This is a genomic window from Acidobacteriota bacterium, from assembly GCA_021161905.1.
GTDB lineage: Bacteria > Acidobacteriota > B3-B38 > Guanabaribacteriales > JAGGZT01 > JAGGZT01.
On sequence record JAGGZT010000063.1, the window covers coordinates 1 to 15336 of the forward strand.

Sequence of the window (15336 nt, forward strand, 5' to 3'; positions counted from 1 at the left end):
CCTTTTAAATTTAGAAGAAACTCCGATAAAAGTCTCACCCCAAAACCAGTAGCCCCCTTAGGGATATAAGGCTTCTTCTCTTTGGTCCAGGCAACGCCGGCAATATCGAGATGAACCCAAGGGGTATCCCCCACAAATTCGCTCAAAAAAGCTGCCGCGGTGATCGCTCCACCCTCTCTTCCCCCTAAGTTTTTTACATCGGCGATATCACTTTTCATCTCCTCTTTATACTCCTTCCATAAGGGAAGCTCCCATACCCGCTCATAGGTCCGCTCCCCTGCCCTCCGAAGTTCATCCTTAAGTTCCTTATCGTTCCCCAACATCCCCGCAGCATGATTGCCAAGCGCGATGATGCAAGCTCCGGTTAAGGTAGCGAGATCTATCATCATCCCTGGTTTATAGACATCCTTTCCGTATGCCAGGGCATCGGCGAGAAGAAGCCTCCCCTCCGCATCGGTATCTATTATCTCTATTGTCTTCCCGGAATAAGAGCGAACGACATCACCCGGTCTTGTTGCCCTTCCACTCGGCAAGTTCTCCGCTGCTGGCACTATGGCTATTATCCTCCGAGGAATCTTAAGTCGTGCCGCTACCTTCACCGCGGAAACCACCGCTGCTCCACCCGCCATATCACTCTTCATCTCCCACATCTCCCGAGAGGGTTTTAAAGATATGCCACCGGCATCGAAGGTAACCCCCTTTCCCACAAGGAGAACTGGCTTTCCTCTGGCGTTCTTCGGATTGTATTCCAGTATGATGAGACGAGGCGGGTTCTCACTTCCCTTCCCCACAGCCAGTATCGCCTCCATACCTAACTTCTCCATATCGCGAGGGGTTAAAAGAGAGCAAGTGATGGGAAGATCGGAAATGCCCTTCTTGATCTCCTCAGCCAAGAGCTCAGGGGTGGCACAGTTCCCCGGGAGAAAAACGAGATCTCTGGCATAGCAGGTCTCCTCGGCAATGATTTTGCCCAGAAGCCCCCCCTTTCTCAAACCCTCAGCATCCTTCTTTCCCTCGAAATCCCATAAGCGGATGGTTTCAATCTTGGCTTTATCCCTTTTTTCCTTGAACTTATCAAAACGATAGCTGGCTAACAAAGAAGCCTCTACCAATGCCCTTGCGAGTTGAGAGGAGTCAAGCGAGGAAAGAGAAAAACTTCTTAATAAAAAACTCAACTCCTTCACTTTGAGCTTACAGGAATAATCGCTCGCTCGCCCTGCCGCTCGCCTTATTCCCTCCAGATTGCACTCTTTGCTCTTTCCGAGCCCGATCAGAAGCACTCTCTTCGTTATCGGGTTCTCCTTCGGATGAAGCAGGAGAAGTTCCTCATCCTTCCCCTTAAAGTCGTTTGAAGAGAGAACCTCCTTGATACATCCGTCGAAGGTCACATCCAACTGCTCTATCGCCTGCGGTAGTGTTTCCTCCTCGAATAAACCTATCGTTAAAAGCTCCATTTTCGGGGTTATCTTAATACCTTTCTCTACCTTTATCTCCATCTTGCCTCCTTGCGAAAAATAATGGAAGCCGCCTCGGCGATCCTGAACATCTTCCCCTCCTAGGATTACCCTGATGGAAGACTAATGGGTCATACGGCCCATTTCAAGACCACCGGTGGCGGCTTCCAAAATCAATTGGGCTACTTCTTTACCTCAAGCTTCTTTCCCTTGGGATTGAGCCTGATCGAGCAGTATTTCCCACACATCGTGCAATATTCCTTCATATAAGCTTCGCTCTCCTTCCGCATCCTACGGGCAAGATCAGGGTCCAGTGCCAGCTGATACATCCCCTCCCAATCAAGCTCCCTTCTTTTCTCCGACATCATCTGGTCTCGCTCCTGCGCTCGAGGTACACCTTTGACGATATCCGCAGAGTGAGCAGCGATCCTCGCCGCGATCACCCCCATCCTCACCTCGGAGGGGTTGGGAAGCCTAAGATGTTCCGCCGGAGTAACATAACAAAGAAAGTCAGCGCCAGCGGCGGCAGCTATAGCACCACCAATAGCCCCGGTGATATGGTCATACCCAGGAGCGATATCCGTGGTCAATGGACCGAGGACATAAAAGGGAGCACCATTACAGAGCTCCTTCTCCATCCTGACATTTGCTTCGATCTGGTCAAGAGGAACATGTCCCGGACCCTCTATCATAACCTGAACCCCTTCCTTGCGGGCAAGATCTGCAAGTTCCCCCAAGGTTATCAACTCCATAAACTGCGCCTTATCCGAAGCATCGGCTATCGCTCCTGGTCTTAAACCATCACCAAGGCTAAGGGTGACATCGTACTTCTTAGCTATTTCAAGAAGCCGATCGAATTGTGTATAAAGGGGGTTTTCCTTATCGTTATACTCCATCCAGCTTGCTAAAAACGCCCCCCCGCGACTGACTATCCCCCCTACCCTGCCTTCTTTTTCGAGCAACTCGACCGCCTTCCTAGTAACCCCACAATGTACTGTGACGAAATCGACCCCATCCTTCGCCTGTCGCTCAATGATAGAGAAGAGGAAATCCTCATCCATATTGCGGAAATCGCCATTCCTCTCCGAATACTCCACCACCGCCTGATAAATGGGCACCGTGCCCACCATAACCGGGGAACGGTTCAATATCTCCCGCCTTATCTTATCAAGGTCTCCACCAGTGGAAAGATCCATTACACTATCTGCCCCAGCCTCTACCGCCACCTCAAGCTTGGTAAGCTCTTCCCGTAAATCATGATGTTCCGCCGAGGTACCGATGTTAGCGTTCACCTTGGTGCGAAGCCCCTTCCCAATACCACGAGGGGGGAAATTATGGTTTATGTTCTTCGGGATAACGATAATCCCCTCCGCTACTCCCTTTGCCACCTCCTCAGGAGAAAGCCCCTCATCCCGAGCGACCAGCTCCATTTGCTTGGTAACAACGCCCTTCTTTGCTTCGGTCAATTGTGTCATCTGCCCATCCTCAATTTAACATCCTCCTTAAATATAATTACTTGCCGCAAGTTCGGCAACTATTACTACTACAGGTGGAACAACTTGAGGAAGATAATGAGAATCCTTCTCCTTTCATTTGGACCCCAAAGGTAGAGAATAACTTCTCTACATCTGAACTACCGCACTTGGGACAAGAAGGGATATCATTTTCCTTTAAAATCAATTTCTCAAACCTATGGGAACAATGGGAACATCTATATTCGAAGATCGGCAATTTTCTTTCTCCCTAAATGATGAACCTAAGCCTCTCCAGCATCTTTAAGAAGCCGTTCCCAACGACGATCTACTTCAGCCTGGATCTTAGCCACCAGGTCTTTATACTCCGGTTTCAAGAGATGTTGAAACCGCCCCTGACTCCTGAACCACTCAGTTATAGGGATCTTTTCCTTTGGCTTATAATTAAGTTTAATCTTGTAACCCTCTATCTCATAGAGGGGCCAATAGCAAGCATCCACCGCCTTCTGGACCGTAACCAAGCTCTGACTGGGATCACCCTTCCATCCGGTAGGACAGGGGATGAGAACATCGATATAGGCAGGACCATCTATCTCCAACGCCTTCTCCACCTTCCTCATAAGATCCATCCATTTACTGGGACAAGCTTGGGCAGCATATATACCGTGTTCTGCCATAACCCGAACCATATCCTTACGCCACTGGATCTTTCCCGGAAGGACCTTTCCCGAAGGAGAGGTGGTGGTATCAGCACCCATCGGGGTAGCACTGGAACGCTGACCGCCGGTATTCATATATCCCTCATTATTAAGACAAATATATACGAAGTCATGCCCCCGCTCAGCAGCGCCGGAAAGAGCCTGAAAACCGATATCATAGGTTCCACCGTCACCTCCAAAGGCGATGAACTTGATCTTCTTGCTCACTTCCCCTTTCTTCCTCTTCGCCCGATACATCGCCTCCACGCCGGAGATGGTCGAAGCAGCATTAGGAAAGTTCGTATGAATCCAAGGAACCCGCCACGATGTATGGGGGAAAAGACTGGTCCCTATCTCCATACAACCAGTAGCAGTAGCTACTACCACTGGTCGGTCGCCAACGGCAAGCATCACCTGCCGCACTGTGATGGCAGCACCACAGCCAGGACACAGCCGATGCCCACGGGCAAATTTCTCCGTCTTACCAGCTATATCTTTAAGCCTTATCGGAGCCATTTCTTCCTCCCTTACTCACGAAGGTTAAGGTAACCAAGGAGACGCTCAATCCTTCCCGTTTTGGCTATCTTCGAGAGGTCTTGGTAGACACCTTCGATATGCTCTGGATAGACATCACGTCCCCCAATTCCATAAATGTAATTAACCACTTTGGGATGAGTATCAAGGTTGTAGAGGGCGGAACATACCTCATGGAAAAGAGGTCCCCCAATGGCGCCTCCGGTCCAGGAACGGTCGAGTACAGCAACACTCTTAAGGGAGGCAAGGTTCTTTGCCACCTCACTTGCTGGGAAGGGACGAAATGCCCTTATCCTAAGAAGACCTGCCTTAACCCCTTGCTCGCGAAGCTTATTCACTACATCCTTTACCGTACTGGCAGTGGCACTCATAACCACAATACCAAGCTCCGCATCCTCAAGCTTATAAGCTTCGATGAGGCCATATCTTCTACCAGTAAGCTTTTCATACTCCTTGCCGACATCGTTTATTACCTCGAGCGCTGCATAAAGCCCCTCGACCTGACTCCTCTTATGCTCCATAAGATAGTCCGGACGATCCCACGCACCGTATGTTACTGGATGTTCATAATCAAGAAGCGGGTAAATAGGCTTATACTCACCGATGAATCTCTTCACCACCTCATCCGGTTCAACATAGAGGTTTTCAATCATATGGGATGTCTGAAAACCATCAAAACAGACCATCACCGGCGTTCTAACTTTAGGATGCTCTGCTATCTTTACCGCTTGGATTATATTGTCATAACACTCTTGAGGATTCTCCGAATAGAGCTGGATCCACCCAGAATCCCTCGCCGCCATTGTGTCACTATGGTCACCATGAATATTAAGGGGAGCATTCAATGCCCTGTTGGCTATAGCTACCACGATGGGAAGCCGGAATGAAGAGGCAACATATATAACTTCGAACATAAAAGCCAACCCTACCGCTCCAGTAGCGGTCATCACCCTCCCTCCAGCAGCAGCAGCTCCCACACAAGCGCTCATTGCGCTATGTTCGCTCTCCGTGGTGACGAGCTCCGTATCAACCACCCCGTCGGCAACAAACTTGGCGAACTTCTCCACCACCGGTGTAGAGGGAGTAATGGGATAAGCAGCGATCACATCGGGATTAACCTGCCGCATCGCCTCAGCTATAGCCTCATTACCGGTGAGGGTACGCATCTCCCTTTTTTCTATTTTAGTTGATACCACCATTTTTACTCTCTCCTTAAATTATCCCTTTGGCTTAACCTCTATTGCCTTGGGGTCGGTGGGACAATGAACAGCGCAGATCCCGCAGCCTTTGCAGTGATAATGATCTACACCTACTACCTTACCATCTCTCACCTCAATCGCATTATCAGGACAAACGATGAAACAGGTAAGACAATGAATACATCTATCTTTATGCCAAAATGCCTTGTTGGGGCTCCAAGCACCGGTCTCATATTCCTCGGAATTTCCTGGCTCATCGATCACCGCCCCTATATTCAATTCTTTCCATCCCTTAAGTCTCTTTTCGCTCATCCTTCCTTTACCTCCTCGTATCCCCTTCTCATTGCCTTTACATTTCCTTCAACCACCTTATCGGAAAACTCCTTCTTTAATATCTCAACAAACTTCTTCTCAAAATCCTCCACCTTGATACTACCTAAAGCCCTTATCAGCGCACCGAGCATAGGAGCATTAGGAATGTTCTTCCCTATTTCCTCAAGGGCGATCTTGGTTGCATCTATAACCATCACTTTCCCCTTCTTGAGTCCCGTTTCCTTCCTCACCTCTTCCGGTGTAAGGCTCGAGTTCACAATAAAGGTGGCGCTATCATCAACTCCCTCAGCTATATCAACTACCTTGAGAAGAGTAGGATCAAGTAAAAGTACATATGAAGGCTTCCTCGCTCCGCTATGAAGGAGGATCTTCTCATCGCTAAGTCTGTTATAAGCGATGACCGGCGCTCCTCGCTTTTCTGCACCGTATTCAGCAAATGCTTGAACATACTTCCCTAAGCTTCCATAAACCTGAGCAAGGGTCTTAGCTGCAGTTACCGCTCCCTGCCCGGCACGGGCATGCCAACGAAGTTCTATTATTCCTCCCATTGTCCATACCTCATTTTTAATTCAACCATTCCTTAATTTACTAACTGATCTCTCCCTATAATATCACCCTCCTTCTTTACCCTTATTTTTCTTACCCATCTTTTTCCGGTAATCTTCTATCGCCGCTTTTAAGGCGTCTTCAGCCAATACCGAACAATGCATTTTGATCGGAGGCAACCCCCCTAAAGCTTCAGCAACCGTCCTATTCGAAATCTTGAGCGCTTCGTCCAATGTCTTCCCCTTCACCAATTCGGTAACCATAGAACTGGTAGCAATGGCAGCAGCACAGCCAAAGGTCTTGAATTTCACATCTACTATCTTTCCGTCCTTCACTTTAATAGTGAGCTTCATAACATCGCCACAGGCGGGATTCCCCACCACCCCTACTCCATCGGGGTTTTCAATCTCTCCTACATTTCGGGGATTGCGATAATGTTCCAGAACCTTTTCGCTGTAGTCTCCCACATTATACATAGCTCATCCCTCATACAAAGGAGACATTTTCCTTAATCTGGCTACATTTTCTTTCAGCTCTTTTATAAGGAGATCGATCTGTTCCTCAGTGTTTCCTCTACCCAAGCCCACCCTTATTGAGCAATGGGCTATCGCTTCAGGAAGCCCCATAGCAAGAAGGACATAGGACGCCTTGAGCGAAGCTGAAGTACAAGCAGAGCCAGAAGAGAGAGCAAAATCCTTAAGGGAAAGAATAAGGGATTCCCCTTCTACTCCCCGAAAGCTGAAATTGGCATTGCCAGGTACCCTCCTCTCAGGATGCCCGTTCAGCTGCGAATCAGGAATCTCTGAAAGAACAGCCTCCACCAATTTATTCCGCAAATAGGTTAACTTTTCTGCTTCCTTCTCCATCACCTCACCAGCTATCTCACACGCTTTGCCCAACCCAACGATCCCAGGGACATTCTCCGTTCCCGAACGGATACTTCTTTCCTGCCCTCCTCCATGAATAAGAGGAATTAACTTCAACCCCTTCCTGATATAAAGTGCCCCTACTCCCTTAGGACCGTAAATCTTGTGCCCAGAAATGGAAAGTAGGTCCACATTGAGTTTCCCTACATCAGTCTCAATCTTTCCCACTCCTTGAACAGCATCGGTATGGAATATTATCCCCTTTTCTTTTGCGATTCTCCCTATTTCCTCTATCGGCTCGATCGTCCCTACCTCAGAGTTAACCTGCATTATAGAGATCAATATCGTTTCCTTGGTAATCGCCTTCTTAACATCATCAGGGTCAACCAACCCATAACGATCTACAGGGAGATATGTAACCTTGAACCCCTCCTCTTCCAGAAAATGACAGGTATTCAAAACCGCCTTATGCTCTATAGAACTGGTTATTATGTGGTTGCCTTTATCTTTATAAGCATAAGCCACCCCCTTTATCGCTAAGTTGTCCGACTCAGTAGCACCGGAGGTGAAGATGATCTCCTCGCGCCTCGCTTTTATCAACCGAGCAACCTTTTCCCGTGCTTCCTCCACCGCCTCCCTCGCCACCTTCCCATACTGATGGGTGGTGCTTGATGGATTTCCAAAATGTTCTTTCAAGTAAGGTAACATTGCCTCAAGCACTGCGGGGTCCAAAGGGGTAGTGGCATTATGGTCCATATAAATCACACCCATCTCCCTCTCGCCTCCCAAACACGGTTAAAGGAGGGTTACCCCCCCTTTTTTCTTCTTTCATTAATCACCTTCCTTTTACTATAGCCTTTCGCTTACCTATTGTCAAATAAAAAACTAAGGAACTCTCACAATCAACCTTCCCGGCTCAATTCTCACCGAAAGCTCCTCCCCTGCCATTTCAGGGTCACCGTCAATGTGGATCGGTCCTGGCCGTTCTCTAAATATAATTGCCTCCGAGATCCGAAAACGATGGTATGCCGAAGTCCGATCGATCCTTCTACTAAACAGGAAGGGAAGATAGAAAAGTCCCTCTATGAGGCCAATGTCATCTATCATACAGAGGTCAAGCTTGCCGTCTGATGGGTCGGCGTCCGGGGAAATAACTATCCCGCTTCCATACTCCCGCCCATTAGCCAAGGTCACCAAAAGCGTACGGCGCGAGAAGCTATCTCCAGGAAGCTGAAATTTTACCTCCTCTCGCTTCACTACGAAGAACTCTTTAACCCCTATCATAAAATAAGGCAAAAAACCCCGGAACCTCCTCCGCTTACGATTATACTCCCAACCTATAGCCGAATCTAACCCAAACCCAGCGGTGTTGAAAAAGGGCTTACCAGCTAAATAACCGACATCGATCCTCCGCGTATTCCCCCGGACCAAAACTTCGCAAGCTCGTCTTATCGTTAACGGAATGCCAAGTGAACGGGCAAAACCATTTCCTGATCCCTTAGGAATTATCCCCAGAATAGTCGAACTACCGATCAACCCCCGGGCAACTTCGTTTATCGTCCCATCTCCCCCTATCGCCACCACCATAAAGGCGCCCTCTTTTACAGCCCGGCGCGCTATCTCTTCGCCCTCCCCTCTCCTCTTCGTCACTAAGAACTCGGCTTGATACGGGGCATCCCTTAAACATCTCCTTAGAACCCCTATTTCCTGCTCCACCCACCGCCCCCAACCGGATTTTGGGTTGATAATAACCTTTATTAATTTATCCATCATTAAATACCAAGTAACATCACTACAGCCCCAGTAGCAGCTATAGTAAGTCCAGCTAAGAAATGGGTATATTTAGCCCACCGCTCTGCTTTAAGGAGCCTAATCCCAGAAAAGGCAAGCCAGGTCTCAAGGAGCATCATACCTACTGTCGAAATGCTGAAGAGAAGGGATACTACAAACACAGCATGCCAACCGAAATTTATACCGAGAAACATCAAGGGAATAAGCGGCTCACAGGGACCGAGGAGGAATATCGCTATCAAAGTCCAAGTGGTAGTGATATTGTGTCTTTCAGCTAAATGATGTATATGTCCATGGCTTATATGCTTCAAGCCATAGATGGCGTAAGCGATTCCAAACCCTATTATTAAAAGCCCCGCCACCTCTCCCCGACATGATTCAATCGCTGTAAGTCGGGTTAGACTCAACCCCAAGGCGATACCCACTGCCCCCAAAACAACGGAAGATAACACATGGGCAGCACCTCCAAGAAAGGTGATTCCCAAAAGCCTCCTTATCGACCAATCCTGAGCCTTGCCTATCATAACAAAGGGAACCCAATGATCCGGAGCCAAGGTATGAAGAAGAGCGATCGAAATAGTAGAAACTATCAAAACATCAAAGGAAGTAGCCATAATTCCTCTCCTTGTTCAAATATTATCCTCTTTATACAAAGAGCTTTATACTTTAACATACACTACCCACCAAGACAATAAGGGAGGATAAAAAAACAAGTTATCCATTTATTAGATCGTTCATCTTGATTATAATTAATAAAGCTTGAGGAAGGAAAGAATGACAAAGGTCAGATATAAAGTCCTAAAAAACAAATTATCAAAAAGGAGTGAAGGATGAGATTTAAAACTTTCCTTTTCCTTTTTCTTCTTCTTCCATTTATCAGCTCGATCTCCTTCGCTGTTTCTGACGATGCCTGCACCATCATTGCTGTAGGGAAGAAGGCATCTGTGGATGGATCGGTAATCGTCTCTCAGACCGATTGCTGTGAGGAATGCCGAGTCCATGTGGTTCCTGCCCGAACCTTCAAAAAGGGAGCTCTTGCCCCGGTATACTATGGCCTTCAGGATGTGAGAAAACCCCTTCATAAATATGGGGAAGTAATCGGCTACATCCCCCAGGTTGAACGAACCTATGCCTATCTTCATACAGGTTATCCCCATATAAATGAACACCAGCTGGCAATCGCTGAAAGCACCATAGCACAGAGGGAAGAGTTGAAGGTAGATCGAAAAACAGGAAGACAGATAATGACCATCGAGCAGGCGATGAAGTTCGCCCTTGAAAGGTGTAAAACCGCAAGGGAAGCCCTTGATCTTATAACTTCCCTGATGGAGAAATATGGCTTTCTTCCCTCTTGCTATCGCGATGCTGAGGCTGTCGCCATAGCCGATCCCAATGAGGTCTGGATATTGGAGGTTTTCAGTGTAGGACCAGGCTGGACACCGGAAAGTGGAAAGCCAGGGGCGATATGGGCGGCTCGGAGATTACCAGACGACCAGGTTACGGTTATTCCCAACTGGAGCATAATCAAAGAGATAGACCTCAATAATCCAGACTTTAAAGCCTCTAAGAACTATATGGAGGTAGCCATCGAACACGGATGGTACGACCCAAAAAGCGGGAAACCCTTCATCTGGCAAGAAGCCTACTCCCCGATACCAAGAGAATGGGCTATAAGCCGTTTCTGGTTATTCTACAGTACGGTTGCCCCTCATCTCAAAAAATGGCCCAACAAGAAGCTCACCAATCCCTTCAAAGGTTATGATGCCTACCACCAGTATATTGAGCCTATCTCCCTTTATCCCTTCTCAGCTAAGCCGGAAAAGAAATTATCCGTGCAGGATGTAATAGCCTTCCAGCGTTCGGTATTCGAGGGAACGATCTACGATATGACCGCGGATCTTGATTGGTATGTACCAGACGGGAAAGGAGGCTTAGTCAAAAGCCCTCTTGCCACTCCATTTCCTACCCGAGAGATGAGAAAACTGCTCGATATCACCTGGCGGAGGAATGTGTCAAGGGGAGGCTACGGTATGGTAGCCCAGTTGAGGAGTTGGCTACCTGATCCCATCGGTGGGGTTTACTGGTTCTATGTCGACAATCAATATGTAAGCACCTATGTGCCCATCTATGTGGGTGTTCAAGAGATATCCCCTCTTTACAAAACCTACAACCCGGACGAATACGATGAAAATTCCGCGAGATGGGTGATAGATTTCGTGGATAACCTCCTCTATCTAAAATGGCAAGAGGCGATAAAGGACCTCAGAGCTCTCCGCGACCCATTGGAAAGAAGCTTTTTTGAGAACCAGCGAACCATCGAATTGAAAGCTTTAACCCTTTACAAGAAAAAGCCCGAACTTGCTAAACGCTTCCTCACCAACTACACCAAGCGATGTATGGAGAAGACGGTAAGAATGTACCGAGAACTGCGTAAGGTACTGATTACGAAGTACACCAATAATAAACAAGGAATGTAGAAAAATCCCTTACCCCTTTAAGGTAGGATAAAATTCTTAAGGAAGATTATTCTCAATAAAAACAGAGGGGGTACAGGGAGGATTCTTTTCTTGTTCGATAACCTCTTTTTCCTCTATAATTAAGTCAATCATGGAGAAAAAAAAGTTGAACGAACTTTTTATAAATAAACCGGTTCATTCAATAAGAGAACTAAAAGAATGCCCAACGTTGATCGGAAAGTTGATTAGGGAATTAGAAAAGACAACCTCGCTAAGCGAAAACGAACTCTACGAACTTCAGGTTGCGGTAACCGAAATCTGCTACAACGGAATAGAACATGGGAACCGTTTCTCTCCTGATAAAGAAGTCCGAATAAGCTACCTGATCCTCGACGATAGAGTTATTTTCAAAATCGAAGATGAAGGAGAAGGCTTCGACCCACAGAACATCCCTGATCCTACCAAAAAGGAGAACATCCTAAAACCCCGGGGAAGAGGTATTTTCCTCGCTCGCCGTTTCTCCGACGAGCTAATATTTGATGATAGAGGAAGACGGGTATTCATTATAAAGAAGATCAAAAAGAAATAGTCCCTTCTCACAGGGCGAGGGATAATTTTTTTATTCCCCACCCAGTTTCGTCTTTTCCCCCTTCTTGATGATCTTTCCAAGCTTTTATATGGAATATGACATAAGTGCGTCAAAAAGCGACATTTCTCTATGTCAGCATACACCACTTTAAAAAAGCCTTAAATCACTTTTGAAAAAATAGGTGGAATATGAGGAGAGCAGAAAATGGGGTTCTGGGATGATATGGCATTCCACATAAAAAATTACTTAAGCTATCAAACGGAAAATACTGTTATAAAAGAACTTTTGATAAACTCTCTCCAACAAGAGAAGATAAAAAAAGATTCCTCCTCAGGAGACACAGAAGCAAAGCACCCTATAAAGAGAAATCTCCCAGAACCTTACCAGTCGGAATAACGGGTTCCGTCGAGGGCAATGGCGTCAGAACCACTTCTGATATCATAGACACCGGGAGGAGTTTCCATACCTTCCTTCGGCTCTTCATAGATAAGTTGCCAGGTCTCCGCCGAGCCGGTCATCGGATCAATGGGGATTTTCCTCAGATATCCTTCATTAACCAGGTCCTCAAGGGAAGAGGGATAGTGCCCTTTATCCGCATAATACTGGTCGAGGAGACTCCTCAAGTTAAACAGATCCTCCTTTAATACCGCTTCCTTAGCGCGGATGTGGGCATAGCGATAGGTGGGAAGGGCAAGGGTCGCCAGAATCCCGATGATGGCAAGGACTATCATCAGCTCGATGAGGGTGAATCCACTTTCTCTTCTTCGCATTTCTCCCTCCTTACCAATCACAATAGCGGGTTCCATCAAGGGCGATGGCGGTGCTTCTCGAATAGACATCGTAGACATTCTGACCTCCCCATCTCTTGGCGTTAGGAGGGTCTTGATAAGAACGGAGCCCCCAATCAGTGGAGTTTGTCATTGGGTCCTTAGGTATTCGGCGAAGGAACTTAAGTATCTCCCCTTTAGTTTTGGCATTTTTCACCCCGGTGACCAGAACCTGAAGGTTGGGCGGATAACCATAAGTCCCCTTCTCTACCTTGATCAATCCTTTATCCGCTGCTTCCTTATATTTATCGATCGCGGTACGGAGGGTGCGGAGTGCTCTTCTAAGCTCGATTTCTTTACTCCTTTTGACCGTTATCTCAGCTAAGGGAAGAATTGCCGAAGCCAAAACAGCAATTATCGCTACCACCACCATTAATTCCACCAGAGAATAACCAGAGGAATGCCCCCTTTCCATTGCTCCCCCTTATGAGATTTGAACACTAGCAGCGGAATACTTAACCGGTATCTCTTTGCCCTCCGGAGAGATCAATCGCACCCCACCAAAGCCTATAGGAGCAAGCCCCAGTTTCTTAGCAATAAATTCTATCCTAACCAAAGTGCCGTTACCGCTTACTCCTTCCTTAGTACCAAGTCGGGCGAGATTCACGCTCACTATTCCTGCCTGGTTGTTGAAGTTGCGGACAAAAGAAACCTCAGCTCCATCGCTCCCCATAAATCCCCCCAAACTAATATTAGCCACTTCGAGAAACCGGGGATCGAAGATGAGCTGGAACATAGCCCGGGCTACATTTTCTGCATCCGATATGACGATCTCTACCGAAAAGTGCTGCCCTTGGGCGGGGGTTATGAAACCCGGAGAAACCCCTATCCTTGTTTTAATCTTCTCCTCGTATTTTTCGCGCTCTCCCTTAGGGGGTGAAACCCTCAATTCTTCTGAGGGAAAGGACGCTCGATAAGAGGGAAACTGTGCCGTTCCAGCCCAGATCTCCTTTAAATCCTCGGGGGTTATCTCCGGATAGGAGATGATATGGGGAGTAAGGGTAAGAACGATATCCGTTTCATTCTTCTCAAACCTATTTTGGGAAAAAAGCCTTCCCAAGATGGGAATATCGCTTATCCCTGGTATCCCGGTAAGCCCTTTTCGCTCATAGCTTCGGATAAGTCCAGCAAGCAGATTGGTCTCGCCATCATGGAGTCTTATCACCGTGTTGAAGGTACGGCTGGTGAAAATGGGAAGAGCCTCGCCAACCTGGCTGAGCAGAGAATCCACCTTTATCGAGAGCTCAAGGGTGACCTCGTCCTTGCTATTGATTCGAGGGGTAACTTCAATGGTTATCCCCACATCGCGGTAGGTATAGGAGCTTATGGGAACCACATTCCCCCCCACTGTCTGCGCTGGGTTAAAAACCGTCTGCTTAACTGGAACGCTCTCTCCGATAAACAGCTTCGACTTCTCCCCCTCGGTGATCCTCAGTTGGGGTTTGGCAATTAGCTTGGCGTTGGTATCCTGCTTGAGGAAGCTATAGGCTATGCTCGGTATGGTGAGAAACCAATCAGATGGCGTAGTCTTCTTCAGATCGGTGAGGCTTATTCCTCCCTCCCCTTGATTCAGGGTCTGAATCACCTTATAGTTATCAAACAGCACTCCAAATTCGTTAAGTTTATCCCGGTTCACCTCAAGTATCTCAAGATCCACGATTACCTCTCCCCTCGGTTTATCCAACCGCTCGATTATTCCTTCCGCTAAAGAAAGCTCATCCTTAGACCCTTTAACAATTACCGCATTAAGCTTGCTATCCAGGGAAATATTCCGAAAATTGAGTAAACTCCTCAGCTGGGTTACAACCTCTTTAGAATCGGCATTCCTGAGGTAGAAGGTGCGAATTCCCTGCTCCAGATACTGTTTTCTCTTCACGGGCGTATTGGGGATTATGATGATCGTCTTGGGATTCAACACCTTATAGAAGAAACCATTTGCCTGAGTGAAGCCATCGAGTGCTTCCTCAAAAGTAACCCCCTTTACAGTGAAGCTTGCCGGTCGATCTCGCACCGAAGAATCGAAAAGTATGTTTATGCCGGAAAGTTTGGAAATGGCCTGATATATCTCCTTTATCGTACTTCGGGGAAAGTGTAGATTGATCTTCCCTTTTGCTGTTTCCCTTAAGGCAAATTTGGGCTTCTCCGCATGTTTTTTCTCAATTTCTCCTCTCCTCCTTGCCGCCTCCTTTTGAACCCTCTCTCGCGCCTTTTCAAACTCGATCTGAGCCAACTGATTGGTGGGGTCAAGATCCACCGCCAACCTAAATTCGACCAGAGCCAACTGATAATTCCCTTCGTTCATCGCCGCCTTCGCCCGCTTTAGATGCTGATAGGAGGCGTTTCTTTTGGCAATATCGAGCTCCAATCGATAGCGGGGATTGTTCGGATCGTGCTTCACCGCCTCTGAATAGTAAGCAACTGCTTTGTCCCATTCTTTTGCGAGCGATGCTTCCCTTCCCTTCCGATAAGCCTTTGAGGCAGCACAGGAATAGAAAAAGAAGGAAAGAAACAATAAGAATAACAATAACCTCAATATTTCTTTTCGTCTAATCATCTTTACATCCCTAAAGT

17 protein-coding genes are annotated in these 15336 nt (G+C 47.3%); 3 read left to right on the plus strand and 14 right to left on the minus strand.

Annotation, left to right across the window (positions count from 1 at the left end; all coding sequences use genetic code 11):
• From J7L64_08580 to J7L64_08630, 11 genes are all read right to left on the minus strand, one after another.
• Positions 1-1496, minus strand: a 1496-nt coding sequence (locus J7L64_08580; protein ID MCD6452397.1) for a leucyl aminopeptidase, incomplete at its 3' end; no start/stop codon positions are given.
• Positions 1497-1636: 140 nt separating this feature from the next.
• Complete coding sequence (gene thiC / locus J7L64_08585; GenBank protein MCD6452398.1) at positions 1637-2929, minus strand: phosphomethylpyrimidine synthase ThiC; 1293 nt, start codon at positions 2927-2929, stop codon at positions 1637-1639.
• A gap of 37 nt (positions 2930-2966) precedes the next feature.
• Positions 2967-3185 (minus strand): zinc ribbon domain-containing protein, encoded by a 219-nt coding sequence (locus J7L64_08590; protein MCD6452399.1) that lies wholly within the window; start codon positions 3183-3185, stop codon positions 2967-2969.
• A gap of 25 nt (positions 3186-3210) precedes the next feature.
• Positions 3211-4140 (minus strand): pyruvate ferredoxin oxidoreductase, encoded by a 930-nt coding sequence (locus J7L64_08595; protein MCD6452400.1) that lies wholly within the window; start codon positions 4138-4140, stop codon positions 3211-3213.
• A gap of 11 nt (positions 4141-4151) precedes the next feature.
• Positions 4152-5324 carry a pyruvate ferredoxin oxidoreductase gene (gene porA, locus J7L64_08600; protein ID MCD6452401.1) on the minus strand — a complete coding sequence of 391 codons (1173 nt, stop codon included), beginning with the start codon at positions 5322-5324 and terminating at the stop codon, positions 4152-4154.
• A gap of 51 nt (positions 5325-5375) precedes the next feature.
• Positions 5376-5669: a 4Fe-4S binding protein gene (locus tag J7L64_08605; protein ID MCD6452402.1), complete on the minus strand. Its 294-nt coding sequence runs from the start codon at positions 5667-5669 to the stop codon at positions 5376-5378.
• Positions 5666-6238 (minus strand): 2-oxoacid:acceptor oxidoreductase family protein, encoded by a 573-nt coding sequence (locus J7L64_08610; protein MCD6452403.1) that lies wholly within the window; start codon positions 6236-6238, stop codon positions 5666-5668. Before J7L64_08610 ends, J7L64_08605 begins: the two co-directional genes overlap by 4 nt.
• Before the next feature lie 63 nt (positions 6239-6301).
• Positions 6302-6712, minus strand: a complete 411-nt coding sequence (gene nifU / locus J7L64_08615) for a Fe-S cluster assembly scaffold protein NifU (GenBank protein MCD6452404.1) — start codon at positions 6710-6712, stop codon at positions 6302-6304.
• A gap of 3 nt (positions 6713-6715) precedes the next feature.
• On the minus strand, positions 6716-7873 hold the full coding sequence (nifS, locus tag J7L64_08620; protein ID MCD6452405.1) for a cysteine desulfurase NifS: 1158 nt from the start codon (positions 7871-7873) through the stop codon (positions 6716-6718).
• Between the two features lie 114 nt (positions 7874-7987).
• Positions 7988-8818 (minus strand): diacylglycerol kinase family lipid kinase, encoded by an 831-nt coding sequence (locus J7L64_08625; GenBank protein ID MCD6452406.1) that lies wholly within the window; start codon positions 8816-8818, stop codon positions 7988-7990.
• 56 nt (positions 8819-8874) lie between these two features.
• Positions 8875-9507 carry a hypothetical protein gene (locus J7L64_08630; GenBank protein ID MCD6452407.1) on the minus strand — a complete coding sequence of 211 codons (633 nt, stop codon included), beginning with the start codon at positions 9505-9507 and terminating at the stop codon, positions 8875-8877.
• Positions 9508-9723: 216 nt separating this feature from the next.
• Between J7L64_08630 and J7L64_08635 the strand changes: the two genes are divergently transcribed.
• From J7L64_08635 to J7L64_08645, 3 genes are all read left to right on the plus strand, one after another.
• Entirely contained in the window at positions 9724-11370 is a 1647-nt protein-coding gene (locus J7L64_08635) for a C69 family dipeptidase (GenBank protein ID MCD6452408.1), read from the plus strand.
• A 145-nt stretch (positions 11371-11515) separates the two neighbouring features.
• Positions 11516-11938 (plus strand): ATP-binding protein, encoded by a 423-nt coding sequence (locus J7L64_08640; GenBank protein MCD6452409.1) that lies wholly within the window; start codon positions 11516-11518, stop codon positions 11936-11938.
• Positions 11939-12142: 204 nt separating this feature from the next.
• A complete protein-coding gene (locus J7L64_08645) occupies positions 12143-12334 on the plus strand; it encodes a hypothetical protein (protein MCD6452410.1) in 192 nt (63 codons plus the stop codon).
• Here the strand turns inward: J7L64_08645 and J7L64_08650 are convergent.
• The 3 genes from J7L64_08650 to J7L64_08660 are packed head-to-tail and all read right to left on the minus strand — an operon-like array spanning position 12319 to position 15319.
• The gene (locus J7L64_08650; protein ID MCD6452411.1) at positions 12319-12708 is read right to left on the minus strand and encodes a prepilin-type N-terminal cleavage/methylation domain-containing protein; all 390 of its coding nucleotides are present in this window, start codon (positions 12706-12708) and stop codon (positions 12319-12321) included. The genes J7L64_08645 and J7L64_08650 overlap by 16 nt on opposite strands.
• Positions 12709-12718: 10 nt before the next feature.
• A complete protein-coding gene (locus J7L64_08655) occupies positions 12719-13180 on the minus strand; it encodes a type II secretion system protein (GenBank protein ID MCD6452412.1) in 462 nt (153 codons plus the stop codon).
• Between the two features lie 9 nt (positions 13181-13189).
• The gene (locus J7L64_08660) at positions 13190-15319 is read right to left on the minus strand and encodes a hypothetical protein (GenBank protein ID MCD6452413.1); all 2130 of its coding nucleotides are present in this window, start codon (positions 15317-15319) and stop codon (positions 13190-13192) included.
• Between the last annotated feature and the right edge of the window lie 17 nt (positions 15320-15336).